Genomic DNA, 17,048 nt, shown 5'->3' with positions numbered 1-17,048 from the left:
ATGGACGCTCATCTGGACAAGCTGCGCACGGCCCTGACCAGGGTCGACGACCACGCGGCCGTGGTGCGCGCCTGGGGCGGCAAACTGGCCGGCATCCTGGGCGCCGGCGGCCGGCTGCTGGCCTGCGGCAACGGGGGTTCGGCCGCGGAGGCGCAGCATCTGACGGCCGAGCTGGTCGGCAGGTTCCGGGCCGACCGCCGGCCGTACGCGGCGATCGCGCTGCACGCCGACACCTCCTCGCTGACGGCGATCTGCAACGACTACGGCGCCGAGGAGGTGTACGCCCGGCAGGTGCGCGCGCACGGCAGGGAGGGCGACGTGCTGATGTGCCTGTCGACCAGCGGCCGCAGCGGCAACGTGCTCGCCGCGGCGCGGGCCGCCCGCGCGTGCGGGCTGCTGGCCTGGGCGTTGACCGGCCCGGCGCCGAACCCGCTGGCCGGCCTGTGCGACGAGGTGGTCGCCGTCCCGGCCGGGGAGGCCGCCACGGTGCAGGAGGTGCACCTGGCGCTGGTCCACCTGCTGTGCGACGCGGTCGAGGAGGCGCTGTGACGGGGCCCTTGGTGGTGGTCGGCGACACGCTGCTGGACGTGGACATCGAGGGCGGCAGCGAACGGCTGTGCCCGGACGCCCCCGTCCCGGTGGTGGACGTCGAGGCGGAGCATGCCCGCCCCGGCGGGGCGGGGCTGGCGGCGCTGCTGGCCGCCCGCGACGGTGCCGAGGTGGTGCTGGTGACCGCCCTCGGCGACGACCCGGCGGGCCACCGGCTGTGCGGGCTGCTGGCCGGCGAGGTGGACCTTGCGCGGCTGCCGCTGCGCGGCGGGACCGTGCGCAAGACGCGGGTCCGCGCCAGGGGGCAGACGCTGGTCAGGATCGACGCCGGGGACGGCCGGGCCGGCTACGCCGCCGGCGCGGCGGCGGCCGACGCGATCCGGCGGGCCGGCGCGGTGCTGGTGTCGGACTACGGCCGGGGCGTGGCGCGGGTGGCGCGCGAGCTGCTGCGCGGCGTGACGGTGCCCGTCGTGTGGGACCCGCACCCGCGGGGCGCGGAGCCGCTGCCCGGCTGCGCGCTGCTGACGCCGAGCGAGGCCGAGGCGCGGCGGCTGTGCGACGGCCCGTACGAGAGCGCCGACCAGGCGGCCCGCCGGCTGCTGCGGTCGCTGCGCGCCCGCGCGGTGGCCGTCACGCTCGGCGGGCGCGGCGCGACCCTGGCCCGCGAGGGCGGGGCGCTGACGCACGTGCCGGCGCCGGTGTCGGCGTCCGGGCATGACGTGTGCGGCGCCGGGGACCGCTTCGCCGGCGCGGCGGCGCTCGCCCTGCGCGACGGCGCGGACGTGGAGGAGGCGGTCACGGTCGGCGTGGGCGAGGCGTCGCGGTTCGTGGAGCGCGGCGGGGCCGCCGCCGTCCGGATCGCGGAGCAGAAGCTGGGCGACCGGCCGCGCACCGCGCTGGAGGTGGCCGAGCTGACCCGCGCGCGGGGCGGGCGGCTCATCGCCACCGGCGGCTGTTTCGACCTGCTGCACGCCGGGCACGTGAGTCTCCTGCGCCGGGCGCGAGCCCTCGGCGACGCGCTCGTGGTGTGCGTCAACTCCGACGACTCCGTACGCCGCCTCAAGGGGCCCACCCGGCCGATCGTGGACGTCCGCGACCGGGTCGAGGTGCTCAGGGCGCTGTTCTGCGTGGACGCCGTGCTCGTGTTCGACGAGGACACCCCGGCCGCGGCGATCGAGCTGCTGCGGCCCGACGTGTGGGTGAAGGGCGGCGACTACGAGGGCGGCCTGCTGCCCGAATCGGAGGTGCTCGACAGGCTCGGCGCCGAGACCGTGGTGCTGAGCAGCCTGCCGGGCCGATCGACGACCAATCTCATCAGGGAGATCCGTTGACGTCCTCCCCCTCGTAAGAGGGGGTTTCCTCGGAGGTATCCAATGAACGTGTTGATCACCGGCGGCGCGTCCGGGCTCGGCCTGGCCACGGTCGAGGCCGTGCGCAAGGAGGGCTGGCGGCCGCTCGTCGTGGACGTGCGCGCCCCCGGCCGGGACGTCGAGCACGAGCTCGCCGACCTGGCCGACCGCGGGCAGGCCGAGCGGGCCGTGCGGGAGCTGGCCGAGCGGGCCGGCGGGCTCGACGGCGTCGTCACGGCAGCGGGCATCGACGCCTGCGGGCGGCTGGACGAGGTCCCGGCCGCCGACTGGGACCGGGTCGTCATGGTCAACCTGCTGGGCACGGTCTCGGTGGTGCGGGCGGCGCTGCCGTACCTGAGACGGACCCGCGGCACGGTGGTCACCTGCGCCTCGACGCTGGGGCTGCGCCCGCTGAGCGACGCGACGGCCTACTGCGCGTCGAAGTTCGGCGTGGTCGGGTTCAGCCGGGCGCTGGCCGTGGAGACGCGCGGCGAGATCGGGGTGACGCTGCTGGTTCCCGGGGGGATGCGGACGCCCTTCTTCGACGGCCGGCCCGAACAGTACCGGCCGGGCCCCGAGGCGGGCCTGAACGACCCCGCCGACGTGGCGCGGGCCGTGGTGTTCGCGCTCAGCCAGCCGCCCGGCTGCGAGGTCAGGGAACTCGTCGTCTGCCCCTCGACGGAGACGTCATGGCCCTAGAGCTGCTGGCGCTGCGCGGGCTGGGGCTGGGCGACCTGCTCACGGCCGTGCCCGCGCTGCGCGCCCTGCGCCGGGCGTTCCCCTGCCACCGTGTCACGATCGCCGCGCCCGCCTCGCTGGCGGCGCTGATGCCGCTGATCGGCGCGGTGGACGACCAGATCGACGTGTCGGGGCCCGGACCGGTGCCGTTCGACCGGCCGGACGTCGCGGTGAACCTGCACGGGCGCGGCCCGCAGAGCGTCGCGGCGCTGCGCGCCACCCGGCCGGACCGGCTGATCAGCTACGGGTCCGGCCCGGCCTGGCCGGAGCGGGTGCACGAGGTGCGCCGCTGGTGCGACCTGCTCGAGTGGCACGGTGTCAGGGCCGACCCGGACGATCTGACGCTGGGCGTCTCCGACCGGTCGGGGCCCGTGGTCGTCCATCCCGGCGCGGCCTTCCCGGCGCGGCGGTGGCCGCCGGAGCGGTTCGCGCAGGTGGCCGCCGTCCTGGACGACGCCCTGCACGACGTGGTCGTCACCGGCTCCGCCGCGGAGGCCGGGATCGCGCGGCAGGTCGCCGAGCTGGCCGGGCTGCCGCCGGACCGCGTGCTGGCGGGCCGTACCGGCCTGGCGGGACTCGTCGAGCTGGTGGGCCGGGCCCGGCTGGTGGTGTCCGGCGACACCGGGGTGGCGCACCTGGCGACCGCGTTTCGCGTGCCGTCGGTGGTGCTGTTCGGGCCGGTCCCGCCGGCCCGGTGGGGGCCGCCGCCGGGCCGGCGGCACGTCGCCCTGTGGGCCGGGCTGCACGGCGACCCGCACGGCCGGCGGGTCGACCCCGGCCTGCTCAAGATCGAAGTGTCCGAAGTCGTCGAGGCCGCACTGGAGGTCATCTCATGAAAGCGCTGGTCACCGGCGGGGCGGGGTTCCTCGGCTCGCACCTGTGCGAACGGCTGCTCGACCAGGGGGCGGAAGTCATCTGCATGGACAACTTCCTCACCGGCGGGCCGCGCAACGTCGAGCACCTCATCGACCGGCCGGCGTTCCGGATCATCGAGTGCGACCTGACCGGGTTCGTGCACGTGCCCGACCGGCTCGACCTGGTGCTGCACTTCGCCTCGGCCGCCTCACCCGCCGACTACCTGCGCTACCCGATCGAGACGCTGCGGGTCGGCAGCACCGGCACCCTGCACGCGCTGGGGCTGGCGCGCGAGAAGGGCGCCCGGTTCGTGCTGGCCTCGACGAGCGAGGTGTACGGCGACCCGCTGGAGCATCCGCAGCGGGAGTCGTACTGGGGCAACGTCAACCCGGTGGGCCCGCGCAGCGTCTACGACGAGGCCAAACGCTTCGCAGAGTCGCTGACCACCGCCTACCGGCAGTCGCGCGGCACCGACACCGGCATCGTGCGGATCTTCAACACGTACGGGCCGCGGATGCGCCCCTTCGACGGGCGGGCGATCCCGACCTTCGTCCGTCAGGCGCTGCTGGGCGAGCCGATCACCGTCACCGGTGACGGCTCGCAGACCCGCTCCGTCTGCTACGTGGACGACACGGTGTCGGGCATCCTCGCCATGGCCGCGAGCGACTTCGCCGGGCCGGTGAACATCGGCAACCCGGACGAGCTGACCATGCTGGAGCTGGCGACGCTGATCAAGGAACTGACCGGGTCGTCGTCGCCGATCGAGTTCGTCGAACGGCCGCCCGACGACCCTATGGTGCGCCGGCCCGACACGTCGCTGGCCGCCGAACGGCTCGGCTGGCGGGCGGTGGTGCCGGCGGCCGAGGGGCTGCGCCGGACCATCGCGTGGTTCGTGGACGAGCTGTCGCGCCGGCAGCGCCTGGACCACTGGGCGCCCGACGCGGTCCGCTAGGGAACCGGCAGGTCTTGATCCCGCTCGCCCTAGAGGGCCACCCCGAGCAGGGCGTCGGCCAGGTCGCGGACCAGTCCGGGCGCGCCCGTATCCGTGCCTGTGCCCGTGCCCGTGCCCGCGGCCGCGGCCGCGGCCGCGGCGGTGTCCGTCCGCGCGTCCGCCTGGGCGCCGCCGGGAGCCGTGCCGGTGGCGAGCGCCCGGTCGACCCAGGCGTCGATGACGGCCAGCGCCCCCGGCGCGTCGAGGTCGTCGGCGAGCCGTTCGCGCACCCGTGCCAGCACGTCGCCGGCCGGCGGGGCGGCAGGCAGGGCCACCGCCGCGCGCCAGCGGGCCAGCCGCCGCTCGGCGGCCGCAAGCTGGTCGGGGGTGTACTCCCAGTCGGCGCGATAGTGGTGGGCCAGCAGCACGAGCCGCACCGCCATCGGGTGGTGCTCCGCGCGCAGCTTGGAGACGAACACGAGGTTGCCGCGCGACTTCGACATCTTCTCGCCGTCGAGGGCCACCATGCCGGCATGCGTGTACGACTTGGCGAACGGCCACTCGCCGGTGGCGGCGTGCCCCTCGGAGGCGCCGCACTCGTGGTGGGGGAAGATCAGGTCGGAGCCGCCGCCCGCCACGTCGAACCCGGCGCCCAGGTAGTCGAGCGCGATGGCGGTGCATTCGACGTGCCAGCCGGGACGGCCGCGGCCCAGCGGCGACTCCCATGACGGCTCGCCCGGCCGTTCGGCCTGCCACAGCCGCCAGTCGAGCGGGTGGCGCTTGCCGGGCCGGTCGGGGTCGCCGCCGCGCTCGGCGAACAGGTCGCGCATCAGCGTCTCGTCGTAGCCGGACACCTCGCCGAACTTGGGGGCGTCGGCGGAGCTGAAGTAGACGTCGCCGTCGAGCTCGTAGGTGACGCCCTTGGCGCGCAGCGCCGTGATCAGCTCGGCGACCCGGTCGATCACCTCGGTGACGCCGACGTACTCGCGGGGCGGCACGATGCGCAGCGCCTCCATGTCGCCGCGGAACAGCTCGATCTCCCGCTCGGCGAGGTCCTGCCAGGCGATGCCCGTCTGCCGGGCGCGTTCGAGCAGCGGGTCGTCGACGTCGGTGGTGTTCTGCGTGTAGTGCACCTCGTGCCCGTTGTCGCGCCAGACGCGGCCCGCCAGGTCGAAGGCGAGGTAGGTGTTGGCGTGGCCCAGGTGGGTGGCGTCGTACGGGGTGATGCCGCAGACGTACAGCCTCGCGGTGGGACCCGGGTCGGTCTGGCGCACCTGCCCGGTGGCGGTGTCGTGGAGCCGCAGCGGGACGCCGGCGCCGGGCAGGTCGGGGATGTTCGGGGCGGACCACGATCTCATAGTTTTGAGCCTATCTGTCCCGGTCGGCTGTCAGGTCGGTGAAGTCGTAGGTCACACCGTCGGTGTCCAGCGTGACGCGCATGACCGACAGCGAGGCGAAGACGCGGCCATCGGGTGTCCCGTGGCGGACGAGGAGCGCCTCGGGGGCTCCGGACGGCTCGCCGACGACCAGTTCGCGCCAGGCGCCGGCCGTCGGGGCGGCGGCGAAGCGGGGCAGGTGGGCGGCCACCCGCGGGTGGGCCGGGTCCAGCCCGGTGTTGACGATCATGCTGGTGCCGTCGGGCAGGTCGGCGGTGGTCAGCCGGGTGCCGTCCCAGCTGGCCAGGCGTGCCCGTCCCGGCTCGGCGAGCACGAGGTGGAACGGGTCGTAGCGGGTCAGGTCGGGGCCGGGCAGGTCACCGGTGGCTGCGGCGTGCAGGGCCAGGTCGCCGCGGGAGGTCCTGACGGCCTCGGGGGCGGGGGTGCCGTGGCCGTTGAGCAGCGCCGCGGCGCGGTGGGCGGCCGGGTGGACGGCGAGCCAGGTGCCGCCGGCCTTGAGGTCGCGCCCGCCGAGCAGGCCCGGGTGTGCGGGCCAGTGCTCGCCCGGCGCCTCCCAGGGGCGGTCGGTGTACTCGTCGCGCACGCCCAGCAGGGTGAGCGGCGGCCCCGTTCTCACGATCACGGTGCACATGAGGCAAAGCGTAGTGAACCCGATCAGATGGGTGGCCAGGGGATGGCCGGCCAGTCCTCGGACGGGTACGGATGGACGCCGGTGTCGAGCAGCCGCCGCACCCGGTGCCAGGTGGCCTCCACCTCGGCCGGCGCGAGCAGCTCACGCAACCTGCGGCCGAGCTCGCCCGCCTCCAGGTCGCGTTCGAGCTTGGCGAGCACGCCCACCGCCTCGCGGGACAGCGGCTTGCCGCGCCACTGCCACAGCACGGTGCGCAGTTTGTCCTCGGTGGCGAAGCAGACGCCATGGTCGACGCCGTAGACGTGGCCGGTGGGCAGCGGCAGCAGGTGGCCGCCCTTGCGGTCGGCGTTGTTGACGATGGCGTCGAAGACCGCCATCCGGCGCACCACCGGGTTGCGGCTGCGCACCAGCCGCATGAGGTCGATCTCGCGCTCGGTGTCGATCCACAGCTGGCACATGCCGGGTCCGAACGGGCCGTCGCGGTAGACCGTCGGCGGGACGATCCGCCACCCGGTGGCCTGGGACACCTCGAACGCGGCCACCTCGCGGGCGGCGAGGGTGCCGTCGGGGAAGTCCCACAGCGGCCGCTCGCCACGGACGGGCTTGTAGACGCAGGCGGCGGTGCGCTCCCCGAGGGTGACGGAGCAGTAGAGGGTCATGTTGGTCGCCTCCACCAGGCGGCCCGCCACCTCCAGTCGCCCGTCGCGCAGCAGTCGGAGCGCCCTGTCGTCGTCCATGACCGGCGCGTGCGAGGGCCTCACGACCGGCTCGCTCTCCGGCGCGCTCATGAAGCCGCCTCACCCCCGCGATATCCGTTGAGTCGCACGCAGACGTGCCCTTCGGCGTCGAGCGGCTGCCCGCACAGGGGACACGGTGGCCGGCCGGCCGCGACGAGCCGCAGCGCGCGCTGGGTGAACGCCCGCGCGGCCCCCGCGCTGATGCGCACCCGGAGCACGGCCGGCTCCGGCGCTTCGAGATCCTCGTCGTCGACCATCTCCTGCGCCTCGATCACCACCTGCGACGTCTCCGGGTCCCAGGCCAGCGCCATGGTGCCGACCCGGAAGTCCTCCGCCAGCGGCACGTCGAGGGGGGCGTCGTCGGTCAGGTCGGCGGGCGCCATGGCGGGCACGTGGGCGGTGCCGCCGCTGCGGCGCAGCACCTCGTCGAGCAGCTCGTCCAGCCTGCCCGCGAGTGCGGCGACCTGGAGTTTCTCCAGCGCGACCGTGGTGAGTCTGCCCTCGGCTCTGGCCTGCAGAAAGAAGGCTCGGGCGCCCGGTTGCCCCAGGGCACCGGCCACGAACCTCTCCGGTGGGTCGTAGTCGAAGACCGGCATAGCCTGACCTTACGTGGTCCCGGGTCCACCGCCGACGGCGGCATCGCTCCCGGTGATGTTTTCTCCCCCGTCTTTCTCCTCCGAATCCTCGGGCAGCCGCAATTGCCCCATATCGTTAAGCCTGCTGAGAAAGGGACGCAGGGGCGTATAGCGAATGACGGTGAGAGCTGCCGGATCAGCAGTTATCCGCTGAAAGTGATCGAGGTGCAGGCCGAGCGCGTCGGCCACGATCGCCTTGATCACGTCTCCGTGGCTGCACACCAGGTAGACAGCCTTCTCCCCGAGACGGTGATTCCAGTCGCGGACCGCGGCCACCGCCCGGTGCTGCATGTCGGCCAGCGACTCCCCTCCGGGAAAGGTCGCCGCGCTGGGATGGGCCTGCACGACCGGCCACAGCGGGTCCTCGGCGAGCTCCTTCAGCGGCCGCCCGGTCCACCGCCCGTAGCCGCACTCGACGAACCGCTCGTCGATCTCCACGTCCGCGCCGCGGCCCTCCGCGACCGCCCGCGCAGTCTCCACGCACCGCTCCAGCGGGCTGGAGACGATCGCGTCCAGCCGGACGCCCGCGACGCGTCCGGCGAGCGCGGCGGCCTGGGCGCGGCCCGCGTCGTTCAGGTGGACCCCGGGCATGCGGCCGGCCAGCACCGGCCCGGTGAGCGCGGTGAGCCCGTGGCGGGCGAGAAGCAGCGTCGTCACGGGCCCAGTGTCGCAGGCGAGGATCACGGCGTTTCACCGGCCCGGACGGTAACCTGGCGGGACCATGCAGCAACGCTATGTCGGCCGTAGCGGCCTTTCGGTGTCCCGCCTGGGGCTCGGCACGATGACCTGGGGGCGCGACACCGACGCCGAGGAGGCGTCGGCACAGCTCCGCACGTTCGTGGACGCCGGGGGCACGCTCGTGGACACCGCCGACGTCTACACCGGCGGCGAGGCCGAACGGCTCCTCGGCCGGATGCTGCGCGACTCGGTGCCGCGCTCGGAGCTGGTGATCTCCACCAAGGCCGTGGTGACCCCGCTGGGCCGCCGGCCGCGCGACGCCTCCCGCCGCCACCTGATCGCCGCCGTGGACGCCTCGCTCGCCCGGCTCGGCGTCGACCACGTCGATCTGTGGCAGCTGCACACCTACGACGAGGAGGTGCCGCTGGAGGAGACGCTGGCCGCGCTCGACGCGATCGTCTCCTCCGGCCGCGCCGTCTACGCGGGCGTGTGCGACTACACCGGCTGGCAGCTCGCGGCGGCGGCGGTCACCCAGCGCGCGGTGCCCGGCCGTGTCCCCATCACCTCCGCCCAGGCCGAATACTCCCTGCTGGCCCGCGAGCCCGAGCGGGAGCTGCTGCCCGCCGCCGAGCACGTGGGCGCCGGCGTGCTGGCTTGGTCGCCGCTCGGCCGCGGGGTGCTGACCGGCAAGTACCGCACCGGGGTCCCGTCCGACTCGCGGGCGGCGACCCCGCACTTCGCCGACTTCGTCCGGCCCTACCTCGACGAGCGCAGCCGCCGGGTGGTCGAGTCGGTGATGACGGCCGCCGACGGGCTCGGCGTCTCGCCGGTGGCGGTGGCGCTGTCCTGGGTGCGCGACCAGCCGGGGGTGGCGGCGGCCATCGTCGGCGCCCGGACCCGCGTCCAGCTCGCCGGCGCGCTGGCGGCCGAGGACGTCGTGCTGCCGCGCGAGATCCGCGAGGCCCTCGACGACGTCTCCTCCCCCGACTGACGCCCGGCCGCCGTACGGCGCCGGGCGAACGAGAGTCGGCCTCGCGTGTCACTAGTCCATACCAGATCGCGTCTTTGACGAGAAACACCTGCCTCTCACGCCCGATGTCCGTAAAGATTTCCTTTGGCAGGCGATGCGGAAGGAGACCGATGGGGAGCAGGACCGCGATCTCGGCTGGGGTCCTGGCGGTGGCGCTGGTGGCGATACCGCTCGCCCCGCCGGCCTCGGCGGCCCTGGTGCGCGACTGCCCGGGCGGCGGCGGCCTGCTCGGCGGCGTGACCGACGCGGTGTGCGACACGGTCGACAAGGTCACCGGCACGGTCGACACGCTCACCGGCGACAAGCTCAAGCCCGTCACCGACGGCCTCGACGACACGACGGGCAAGGTGCTCGGCAAGGTGGGCGAGGTGGCCCCCACCCGCAAGCCCGGCGTAGACGCCACGCCGGACCGCGCGGCCGACGCCGACCCCGGCACGTCCAAGCCGACCCTGCTGCCCGAGACGCTCCCCGAGGTGTGCCTGCCGGTGCTGGCCTGCGCCGCGGACCGGCGCGGCACCGGCGAGCCCGCGGTCCCCGCGCCCGAGTCCTCCGGCTCCGCCCCCCGGCCCTCCACCTCACCGGAGCCGCGGGAGACCGACGACGGCCGCACGGAGCGGCGCGTGCGGGAGGAGACGGTCGTGACGCCGCCCACCGGGACGCCCCGCCAGCCCCACAACGAGCCGCACACGCTCACCGCGGACCCCGCCGGCGAGCCGGTGACCGACGAGCCGACGGCCGACCCGGACGACGCGCGCATCGACCTGCTGTGGCCCAACCCCCTCGTCAAGGACCTCAGGCTCCCGATGGGCGACCGGCAGGTCGTGCGGCCCAGCCCGCCGGCGTCCGACGTGCTGGGCACGTCGCTGACGATCGCGCTGCTCGTCTCGGCCATCGCCGCCACCCGCATCGTGCAGCAGCGCCGCCGGCGGGTCGAGCAGCCGGAGTCGATCCCCTTCGAGCCGGCCCCGGCCAACGCCGGCCGCCACCTGCTGGCCTGATCCTCTCCCTCTCCTTGCTCGCCCGGTCCCCACGCACGGCGGGCCGGCCCGCGCGTGGGTGGCGCCTCGCCGGGCGGGCCGTACGGGAAGGAGGACCCGCGCCGGAGGGGGCCGCGGACGGACCTTGCCGGGTGCGGCGCCCATCCGGCGGGAGGGACGGTCAGGCTCCGATGGCGTGGACGCCGCCGTCGACGTGGACGATCTCGCCCGTGGTCGCGGGGAACCAGTCGGACATCAGGGCGACGCACGCCTTCGCGGCCGGGACGGTGTCGGACAGGTCCCAGCCGAGAGGCGCCTTCTCCGGCCAGCTGTCCTCGAACTCCTTGAAGCCCGGGATCGACTTCGCGGCCATGGTGCGCAGCGGGCCCGCGGCGACCAGGTTGACCCGGATGCCCTGCTTGCCGAGGTCGCGGGCGAGGTAGCGGGAGGCCGACTCCAGGCCCGCCTTGGCGACGCCCATCCAGTCGTAGACCGGCCACGCCTTGGTGGCGTCGAAGTCGAGGCCGACGACGGCGCCGCCCTCCTTCATCAGCGGCAGGCAGGCCACGGCCAGCGACTTGAACGAGTAGGTGGACACGTGCAGGGCGGTGGAGACGTCTTCCCACGTGGTGTTGAGGAAGTTGCCGCCGAGCGCGGTCTGCGGGGCGAAGCCGATCGAGTGGACGACGCCGTCGAGGCCGTCGACGTGCTCACCGACGCGGGCGGCGAGGGTGTCGAGGTGCTCGGTGTTCTGGACGTCGAGCTCCAGGACGGGCGCCTGCCGAGGAAGCCGCCTGGCGATGCGTTCGACGAGGCTCAACCGGCCGAAGCCGGTGAGCACCACGGTGGCGCCCTCCTCCTGGGCGAGCTTGGCGACCGAGAACGCGATCGAGGCGTCGGTCAGCACGCCGGTGACGAGGATGCGCTTGCCTTCGAGGATGCCCATGGTCAGTGCCCCATTCCGAGTCCGCCGTCGACGGGGATCACGGCCCCGGTGATGTAGGAGGCGTCGTCGCCGGCCAGGAAGCGGACGACGCGGGCCACCTCGCCCGGCTTGGCCTGCCTGCCGAGCGGGATGTTCTTGACGATGGCCTCGGAGTCGAGCCCGGCCGTCATGTCGGTCTCCACGAAGCCGGGCGCGACCACGTTGACCGTGATGCCGCGCGAGCCGTACTCGCGGGCCATGGAGCGGCCGAAGCCGATCAGGCCCGCCTTGGAGGCGGCGTAGTTGGTCTGGCCGGCCGAGCCCGACAGGGCCACGACCGAGGAGAGGAGGATGATCCGGCCGCGCTTGAGCTTCATCATGGGCCGGATGGCGCGCTTGGCGACGCGGTAGGCGCCGGTGAGGTTGGCGTCGAGGACCTCGGTGAAGGTCTCCTCCTTCATCATGGCCAGGAGCGTGTCCTTGGTGATGCCGGCGTTGGCGACCAGCACCTCGACCGGGCCCTGCTCGGCCTCCACCTTGTCGAAGGCGGCCTCGACGTCGGCCGTGCTGGTGACGTCGCAGCGCACCCCGAACAGCCCCTCCGGGGGCTCTCCCGAGCGGTAGGTGACGGCGACGGCGTCGCCGGCCGCGGCGAGTTCGCGGGCGATCGCGAGGCCGATGCCGCGATTGCCTCCGGTGACGAGAACAGAGCGTGCCATGGCACCAGACGCTATCTCCTACCGACCGGTATGCGGTTGTCCGGGAGAGACAAGATCACAGGGTTAGGATCGTGGACATGCGCCAGATCGATCCCGACTTCCTGGAGCTGCCGCTGCGGCAGCTGGCCGACGCGGCCCTGCAACGCGCTCGCGACCTCGGTGCCGAGCATGCCGACTTCCGGCTCGAACGGGTCAGGGCCGAGACCCTGAGCCTCTACGACACGCGGCTCGAAGGCGCGATGGACGCCGACGACCTGGGCTACGCGGTGCGCGTGGTCAAGGGGGGCACCTGGGGGTTCGCCTCCGGCATCCTCCTGACGCCGCAGGCGGCCGCCGCCGTCGCCGAGCAGGCGGTGCGGGTGGCGGAGGTGAGCGCCCCCATCAACCGCGAGCCGATCGAGCTGGCCCCCGAGCCGGTGCACGGCGAGGTGACCTGGGTGTCCTCCTACGAGGTGGACCCGTTCACGGTGCCGTCGGCCGACAAGGTCGCGCTGCTGGCCGACTGGTCGGCGGGGCTGCTCAAGGGCGCCGACCACGTCTCGGCCCGGCTGCACCAGGTCAAGGAGCAGAAGTTCTACGCCGACACGGCCGGCACGGTCACCACCCAGCAGCGGGTGCGGGTCCACCCGCGGCTCAACGCCATGAAGGCGGCCGACGGGCGCTTCGACGACATGTCGACGATCGCGCCGCCGGTGGGCCGCGGCTACGAGTACCTGACGGGCACCGGCTGGGACTGGGCGGCCGAGCTGGCGGAGCTGCCGGAGCTGCTGGCGGAGAAGCTGACCGCGCCGTCGGTCGAGGCGGGCGAGCACGACCTGGTGATCCACCCGTCCAACCTGTGGCTGACCATCCACGAGTCGATCGGCCACGCCACCGAGCTGGACCGGGCGCTCGGCTACGAGGCGGCCTACGCCGGCACCAGCTTCGCCACGTTCGACCAGCTGGGCGAGCTGGTGTACGGCTCGCCGCTGATGAACGTGACCGGCGACCGCACGGTCGAGCACGGCCTGGCCACGATCGGCTACGACGACGAGGGCGTGCAGGGGCAGTCGTTCGACATCGTCCGCGACGGGATCCTGGTCGGCTACCAGCTCGACCGGCGGATGGCGCTGATGAAGGGGCTCGGCCGGTCCAACGGCTGCGCCTTCGCCGACTCGCCCGGCCACATGCCGATGCAGCGGATGGCCAACGTCTCGCTGGCCCCCGCGCCCGGCGGCCCGGCCACCGAGGAGCTGATCTCCGGCGTCGAGCGCGGCCTGTACATCGTGGGCGAGAAGAGCTGGTCGATCGACATGCAGCGCTACAACTTCCAGTTCACCGGCCAGCGCGCCTACCGCATCTCGGGCGGCAGGCTGGCCGGGCAGGTGCGCGACTTCGCCTACCAGGCGACCACGACGGACTTCTGGCAGTCCATGGAGGCGGTCGGCGGTCCGCAGACCCACCTGCTGGGCGGCGCCTTCAACTGCGGCAAGGGCCAGCCGGGCCAGGTCGCGCCGGTCAGCCACGGCTGCCCGTCCGCCCTGTTCAGGGGCGTCCGGATCCTCAACACCGTGCAGGAGGGTGGAAAGTGAGCATCACCGACGGGTCGCCGTCTCCGCAGGAGATGGTGGACAGGGCGCTGGAGCTGTCGGCGAGCGACGGCTGCATCGTGCTCGCCGACGACGACTCCACCGCCAACCTGCGCTTCGCCGGCAACACGCTCACCACCAACGGCGTCGCCCGTTCGACGCGGCTCACGGTGATCGCGATCGCCGGCGACCGTGTCGGCGTGGTGTCGCGCGCCGCCGTACGGGCCGACCAGCTCGCCGACGTGGTGGCCGCGGCCGACCGGGCGGCGCGCGAGGCGCAGCCGGCCGAGGACGTCCGCCCGCTGGTCGAGGGGGTTCCGGCCAGCCCGTCGTGGGATGAGCCGGTCACCCCGACCGACATCGGCGTGTTCGAGGGGTTCGCGCCGGCGCTGGGTGAGGCGTTCGCGGCCGCCGAGGCGGGCGGCCGGCGGCTGTACGGCTTCGCCGAGCACTCCAGGACGACGACGTTCCTGGGCACGTCCGCCGGGCTGCGGCTGCGCCACGACCAGCCGACCGGCCGGCTGGAGCTCAACGCGAAGTCGGCCGACCTCAAGCGCTCGGCGTGGACGGGTGTGGCGACCCGCGACTTCGCCGACGTGGACGTGACGGGGCTCGACTCGGCGCTGGCGCGGCGGCTCGACTGGGCGAAGAACCGGATCGACCTGCCGGCCGGCCGTTACGAGACGCTGCTGCCGCCGAGCGCGGTGGCCGACCTGATGCTGTACATGCTCTGGTCGGGGGGCGCCAGGGACGCCCTCGACGGCCGGTCGGTGTTCGCCAGGCCGGGCGGCGGCACGCGGGTGGGTGAGCGGCTGGCCGCGCTGCCGGTGACGCTGTCCGGCGACCCGTCGGCGCCGGGCATCGAGTGCGCGCCGTTCGTCGTCGCGCACGCCTCGGGCCGCGACTCGTCGGTGTTCGACAACGGGCTGCCCCTGACGCCCACCGACTGGGTGCGGGACGGCACGCTGGCGGCCCTGCTGCAGACCCGCCACTCGGCCGAGCTGAGCGGGCTCCCGGTGACCCCGATGATCGACAACCTGGTCATGACGGGGCCGCAGGGCGGCCGGTCGCTGGAGGAGATGATCGCCTCCACCGAGCGGGGGCTGCTGCTGACCTGCCTGTGGTACATCCGCGAGGTCGAACCGCAGACGCTGCTGCTGACCGGGCTGACGCGTGACGGCGTCTACCTGGTGGAGCACGGCGAGGTGGTGGGCGAGGTCAACAACTTCCGCTTCAACGAGAGCCCCGTCGACCTGCTCGGCCGGATCACCGAGGTGGGTTCCAGCACGCAGACGCTGCCGCGCGAGTGGAACGACTACTGGACCCGGGCGGTCATGCCGGCGCTGCGGGTGCCGGACTTCAACATGTCGACGGTCAGCCAGGCGAGCTGACCGGGGCCGCGGCGGCGACCGCGAAGGTGTGGACGCGGCTCCAGCGCTGCCCGGTGACGATCCGGGCGGTGCCGGCCTTCAGGTCGTACACGACCGACCAGCGGGTGTGCGGCTGGGCGACGCGGCGCAGCAGGGCGAGGGCGTCGGCGCGGGTGCCGACGCCCTCGGCGAGCGTGCGGTAGCGGGTGTCGGCGAGCCGGGTGCCGCGGTCGGTGCCGGCCATCGTGATGTTGGTGAGGACGCGGTCGTCGATCACGTGCATCCTGCCCTGCCCGTACTCGACGACCGCCGAGCGGCCGGAGCGGTCGGCCAGCAGGTAGTGCACCTGGGGGCCGCCGGTGAAGTCGACGTCGTAGCGGCGCATCAGCGTGAGGGCCTCGTCCACGGTGGCGGCGCGGTCGAGGACGAGGCGCATGACGCGCACGCTGCTCACCTGGGCGCGGCCGGGCGTGCGGGCGGGCAGCTCGGCGTCGGGTGTCTGGGCGAGGCCGACGGCCAGGCCCTGGTCGTTCATGCCGTCGAAGGGTGACAGCACCGCGTGGGCGAGCCGCCTGCGGTCGGCGGTGGCCCCGAGGTCCGCCGGGCCCTTCCTGCCGAGCAGGTAGGACACGTCCACGACGCTCAGGGAGGCGTGGCCGTCGGGCGGGTCGGCGCGCACCACCATGGCCGGGTTGGGGTCCCAGTCGAAGTTGCGGCCGAACTCCGTGCCCCGGTGGAACAGGGAGCAGGCCCAGCCGTCCTCGCCGCGGCCGAGTTCCTCGTCGGTGAGCGGCGCCTCGATGTCGTAGCCGCCGTGGTAGGTCATCTCGTACAGCGGCAGGTCGTCCACCTGGCGCAGGCTCGCGATCGTGCGGGCGCGCTCGTCGGGCGTCTGGCGCAGCGGCGCACCGCCGCGTTCGGCCTGCCGGGGCGCGGGGCTGGGGGGCGGGCTGGCGGGCGGGGCGCTGTCGGGCGCGCAGGCGACGGCCGACGGCACGGTCAGGGTCAGCGCCGCCAGCAGCGCCGCGGTGGGGGCACGCATGATCGCAGTGTCTCGTCCCGGGCCCGGCTTGTCAGCTCCCGTACGGGAAAGGCCGCCTACCGGGCCCGGGCGGCCGTTCAGGCGTCCTCGAGCCGGAACCCCACCTTCATGCCCACCTGGAAGTGGGCCACCTCTCCGGCGTCGATGTGCCCGCGGATCTCCGTCACCTCGAACCAGTCGAGGTGACGGAGCGTCTGCGCGGCGCGTCTGACGCCGTTGCGGATGGCCTCGTCGACGCTCTCCGCCGAGGTCCCGACGATCTCGGTGACCCGGTACGTTCGATCCGTCATCTCCGCACCCTCCTTACTCGAAGGCCATGATCGCATGACCGGTCGCGCCCGCCCGGGGGGCTGTCACACCCGGCATGTCCGAGGTCTACGGTGGAAGGCATGAAGTGGGGACGGAGGAGGCAGGACGTCCACCAGGTCACCGATGCCCGGCCGTCGCTGAGCGCGGACATCCGTGGCCGGGAGGTCCGCTACCTCATCAAGATGGGGATCCGGACGATGTGCCTGATCCTGGCGGTCGTGGTGCCGTTGCCGTGGCCGTACCGGCTGCTGTTCATCGCCGGTGCGGTCTTTTTGCCATACATAGCCGTAATCGGGGCCAATGAGAGGGGAAGGGATGCCCCTCCCCCGACCTTTCAGAGCCCAGGGGCTAACCAAACCGAGATACCACTGCACCGACGCGAGATCGGGTCGTGACTAAGTCTTGACGCATCCCATGGGTTGTAGGTGTACGCTTTAGCCAAGCACTCCGGTCCCCCGTCGGAGTGCTGGTGCCGGCGTTCCGGGCCCCCGTCGGAACGCCGATGAAGCGACGCCGGGTGGTTTGCCCCCGTAACCACCCGGCGTCGCCCTTTTCCGGGGTTGATCCTTCTCGTGGACGATCGTTCCGCTGCGGGGGCCCCGTCCGAT

General features: G+C 73.8%; 19 protein-coding genes. 10 read left to right on the top strand and 9 right to left on the bottom strand.

Annotated elements, in window-relative coordinates:
- From ACGF0J_RS15620 to ACGF0J_RS15600, 5 genes are read left to right on the top strand one after another with little or no spacing between them, the layout of a single operon-like run.
- Nucleotides 1-549: an SIS domain-containing protein gene (locus ACGF0J_RS15620; protein ID WP_393146130.1), complete on the top strand. Its 549-nt coding sequence runs from the start codon at nucleotides 1-3 to the stop codon at nucleotides 547-549.
- Nucleotides 546-1,880 (top strand): PfkB family carbohydrate kinase, encoded by a 1,335-nt coding sequence (locus tag ACGF0J_RS15615; protein WP_393146128.1) that lies wholly within the window; start codon nucleotides 546-548, stop codon nucleotides 1,878-1,880. The genes ACGF0J_RS15620 and ACGF0J_RS15615 overlap by 4 nt, the downstream gene beginning before the upstream one ends.
- Nucleotides 1,881-1,922: 42 nt before the next feature.
- Nucleotides 1,923-2,597, top strand: coding sequence for an SDR family oxidoreductase (locus ACGF0J_RS15610; protein ID WP_393146126.1), 675 nt, complete (start codon nucleotides 1,923-1,925; stop codon nucleotides 2,595-2,597).
- Nucleotides 2,588-3,472 carry a glycosyltransferase family 9 protein gene (locus ACGF0J_RS15605; RefSeq protein WP_393146125.1) on the top strand — a complete coding sequence of 295 codons (885 nt, stop codon included), beginning with the start codon at nucleotides 2,588-2,590 and terminating at the stop codon, nucleotides 3,470-3,472. Before ACGF0J_RS15610 ends, ACGF0J_RS15605 begins: the two co-directional genes overlap by 10 nt.
- Nucleotides 3,469-4,443, top strand: a complete 975-nt coding sequence (locus ACGF0J_RS15600; protein WP_393146123.1) for a UDP-glucuronic acid decarboxylase family protein — start codon at nucleotides 3,469-3,471, stop codon at nucleotides 4,441-4,443. Before ACGF0J_RS15605 ends, ACGF0J_RS15600 begins: the two co-directional genes overlap by 4 nt.
- A gap of 29 nt (nucleotides 4,444-4,472) precedes the next feature.
- On the opposite strand, the gene mshC is transcribed toward ACGF0J_RS15600, so the two are convergent.
- From mshC to ACGF0J_RS15575, 5 genes are read right to left on the bottom strand one after another with little or no spacing between them, the layout of a single operon-like run.
- Nucleotides 4,473-5,780, bottom strand: coding sequence for a cysteine--1-D-myo-inosityl 2-amino-2-deoxy-alpha-D-glucopyranoside ligase (gene mshC, locus ACGF0J_RS15595; RefSeq protein ID WP_393146121.1), 1,308 nt, complete (start codon nucleotides 5,778-5,780; stop codon nucleotides 4,473-4,475).
- Nucleotides 5,781-5,790: 10 nt separating this feature from the next.
- The gene (locus tag ACGF0J_RS15590) at nucleotides 5,791-6,450 is read right to left on the bottom strand and encodes an NRDE family protein (RefSeq protein WP_393146119.1); all 660 of its coding nucleotides are present in this window, start codon (nucleotides 6,448-6,450) and stop codon (nucleotides 5,791-5,793) included.
- A gap of 23 nt (nucleotides 6,451-6,473) precedes the next feature.
- A complete protein-coding gene (locus tag ACGF0J_RS15585; protein ID WP_393146117.1) occupies nucleotides 6,474-7,238 on the bottom strand; it encodes an SCO1664 family protein in 765 nt (254 codons plus the stop codon).
- Nucleotides 7,235-7,783, bottom strand: coding sequence for a DUF3090 domain-containing protein (locus ACGF0J_RS15580; RefSeq protein WP_393146115.1), 549 nt, complete (start codon nucleotides 7,781-7,783; stop codon nucleotides 7,235-7,237). Before ACGF0J_RS15580 ends, ACGF0J_RS15585 begins: the two co-directional genes overlap by 4 nt.
- Nucleotides 7,784-7,792: 9 nt before the next feature.
- Entirely contained in the window at nucleotides 7,793-8,479 is a 687-nt protein-coding gene (locus ACGF0J_RS15575; RefSeq protein ID WP_393146113.1) for an MSMEG_4193 family putative phosphomutase, read from the bottom strand.
- Between the two features lie 64 nt (nucleotides 8,480-8,543).
- Here ACGF0J_RS15575 and ACGF0J_RS15570 point away from each other — a divergent pair, with 64 nt between their 5' ends.
- Together ACGF0J_RS15570 and ACGF0J_RS15565 are read left to right on the top strand one after the other, a co-directional pair.
- Nucleotides 8,544-9,491, top strand: a complete 948-nt coding sequence (locus ACGF0J_RS15570) for an aldo/keto reductase (protein ID WP_393146112.1) — start codon at nucleotides 8,544-8,546, stop codon at nucleotides 9,489-9,491.
- A 149-nt stretch (nucleotides 9,492-9,640) separates the two neighbouring features.
- Nucleotides 9,641-10,528 (top strand): hypothetical protein, encoded by an 888-nt coding sequence (locus ACGF0J_RS15565; RefSeq protein ID WP_393146110.1) that lies wholly within the window; start codon nucleotides 9,641-9,643, stop codon nucleotides 10,526-10,528.
- A gap of 160 nt (nucleotides 10,529-10,688) precedes the next feature.
- Here ACGF0J_RS15565 and fabI read toward each other — a convergent pair whose 3' ends face one another.
- On the bottom strand, nucleotides 10,689-11,453 hold the full coding sequence (fabI, locus tag ACGF0J_RS15560; RefSeq protein WP_393146108.1) for an enoyl-ACP reductase FabI: 765 nt from the start codon (nucleotides 11,451-11,453) through the stop codon (nucleotides 10,689-10,691).
- A gap of 2 nt (nucleotides 11,454-11,455) precedes the next feature.
- The gene (gene fabG, locus ACGF0J_RS15555; RefSeq protein ID WP_393146106.1) at nucleotides 11,456-12,151 is read right to left on the bottom strand and encodes a 3-oxoacyl-ACP reductase FabG; all 696 of its coding nucleotides are present in this window, start codon (nucleotides 12,149-12,151) and stop codon (nucleotides 11,456-11,458) included.
- 77 nt (nucleotides 12,152-12,228) lie between these two features.
- Between fabG and ACGF0J_RS15550 the strand changes: the two genes are divergently transcribed.
- Complete coding sequence (locus tag ACGF0J_RS15550) at nucleotides 12,229-13,722, top strand: TldD/PmbA family protein (RefSeq protein WP_393146104.1); 1,494 nt, start codon at nucleotides 12,229-12,231, stop codon at nucleotides 13,720-13,722.
- A gap of 32 nt (nucleotides 13,723-13,754) precedes the next feature.
- Nucleotides 13,755-15,110: a metallopeptidase TldD-related protein gene (locus ACGF0J_RS15545; protein WP_393146605.1), complete on the top strand. Its 1,356-nt coding sequence runs from the start codon at nucleotides 13,755-13,757 to the stop codon at nucleotides 15,108-15,110.
- Here ACGF0J_RS15545 and ACGF0J_RS15540 read toward each other — a convergent pair.
- Nucleotides 15,094-16,131, bottom strand: a complete 1,038-nt coding sequence (locus tag ACGF0J_RS15540; RefSeq protein WP_393146102.1) for a linear amide C-N hydrolase — start codon at nucleotides 16,129-16,131, stop codon at nucleotides 15,094-15,096. The two genes, ACGF0J_RS15545 and ACGF0J_RS15540, sit on opposite strands and share 17 nt — an antisense overlap.
- Before the next feature lie 77 nt (nucleotides 16,132-16,208).
- A complete protein-coding gene (locus ACGF0J_RS15535) occupies nucleotides 16,209-16,421 on the bottom strand; it encodes a dodecin (RefSeq protein WP_393146100.1) in 213 nt (70 codons plus the stop codon).
- 99 nt (nucleotides 16,422-16,520) lie between these two features.
- Here ACGF0J_RS15535 and ACGF0J_RS15530 point away from each other — a divergent pair, with 99 nt between their 5' ends.
- Nucleotides 16,521-16,835 carry a DUF3099 domain-containing protein gene (locus tag ACGF0J_RS15530; protein ID WP_393146098.1) on the top strand — a complete coding sequence of 105 codons (315 nt, stop codon included), beginning with the start codon at nucleotides 16,521-16,523 and terminating at the stop codon, nucleotides 16,833-16,835.
- Nucleotides 16,836-17,048 lie beyond the last annotated feature (213 nt).

Source organism: Nonomuraea sp. NPDC047897 (assembly GCF_043204415.1).
Lineage (GTDB): Bacteria > Actinomycetota > Actinomycetes > Streptosporangiales > Streptosporangiaceae > Nonomuraea.
This window is presented reverse-complemented; position numbering and strand designations above follow the sequence as displayed.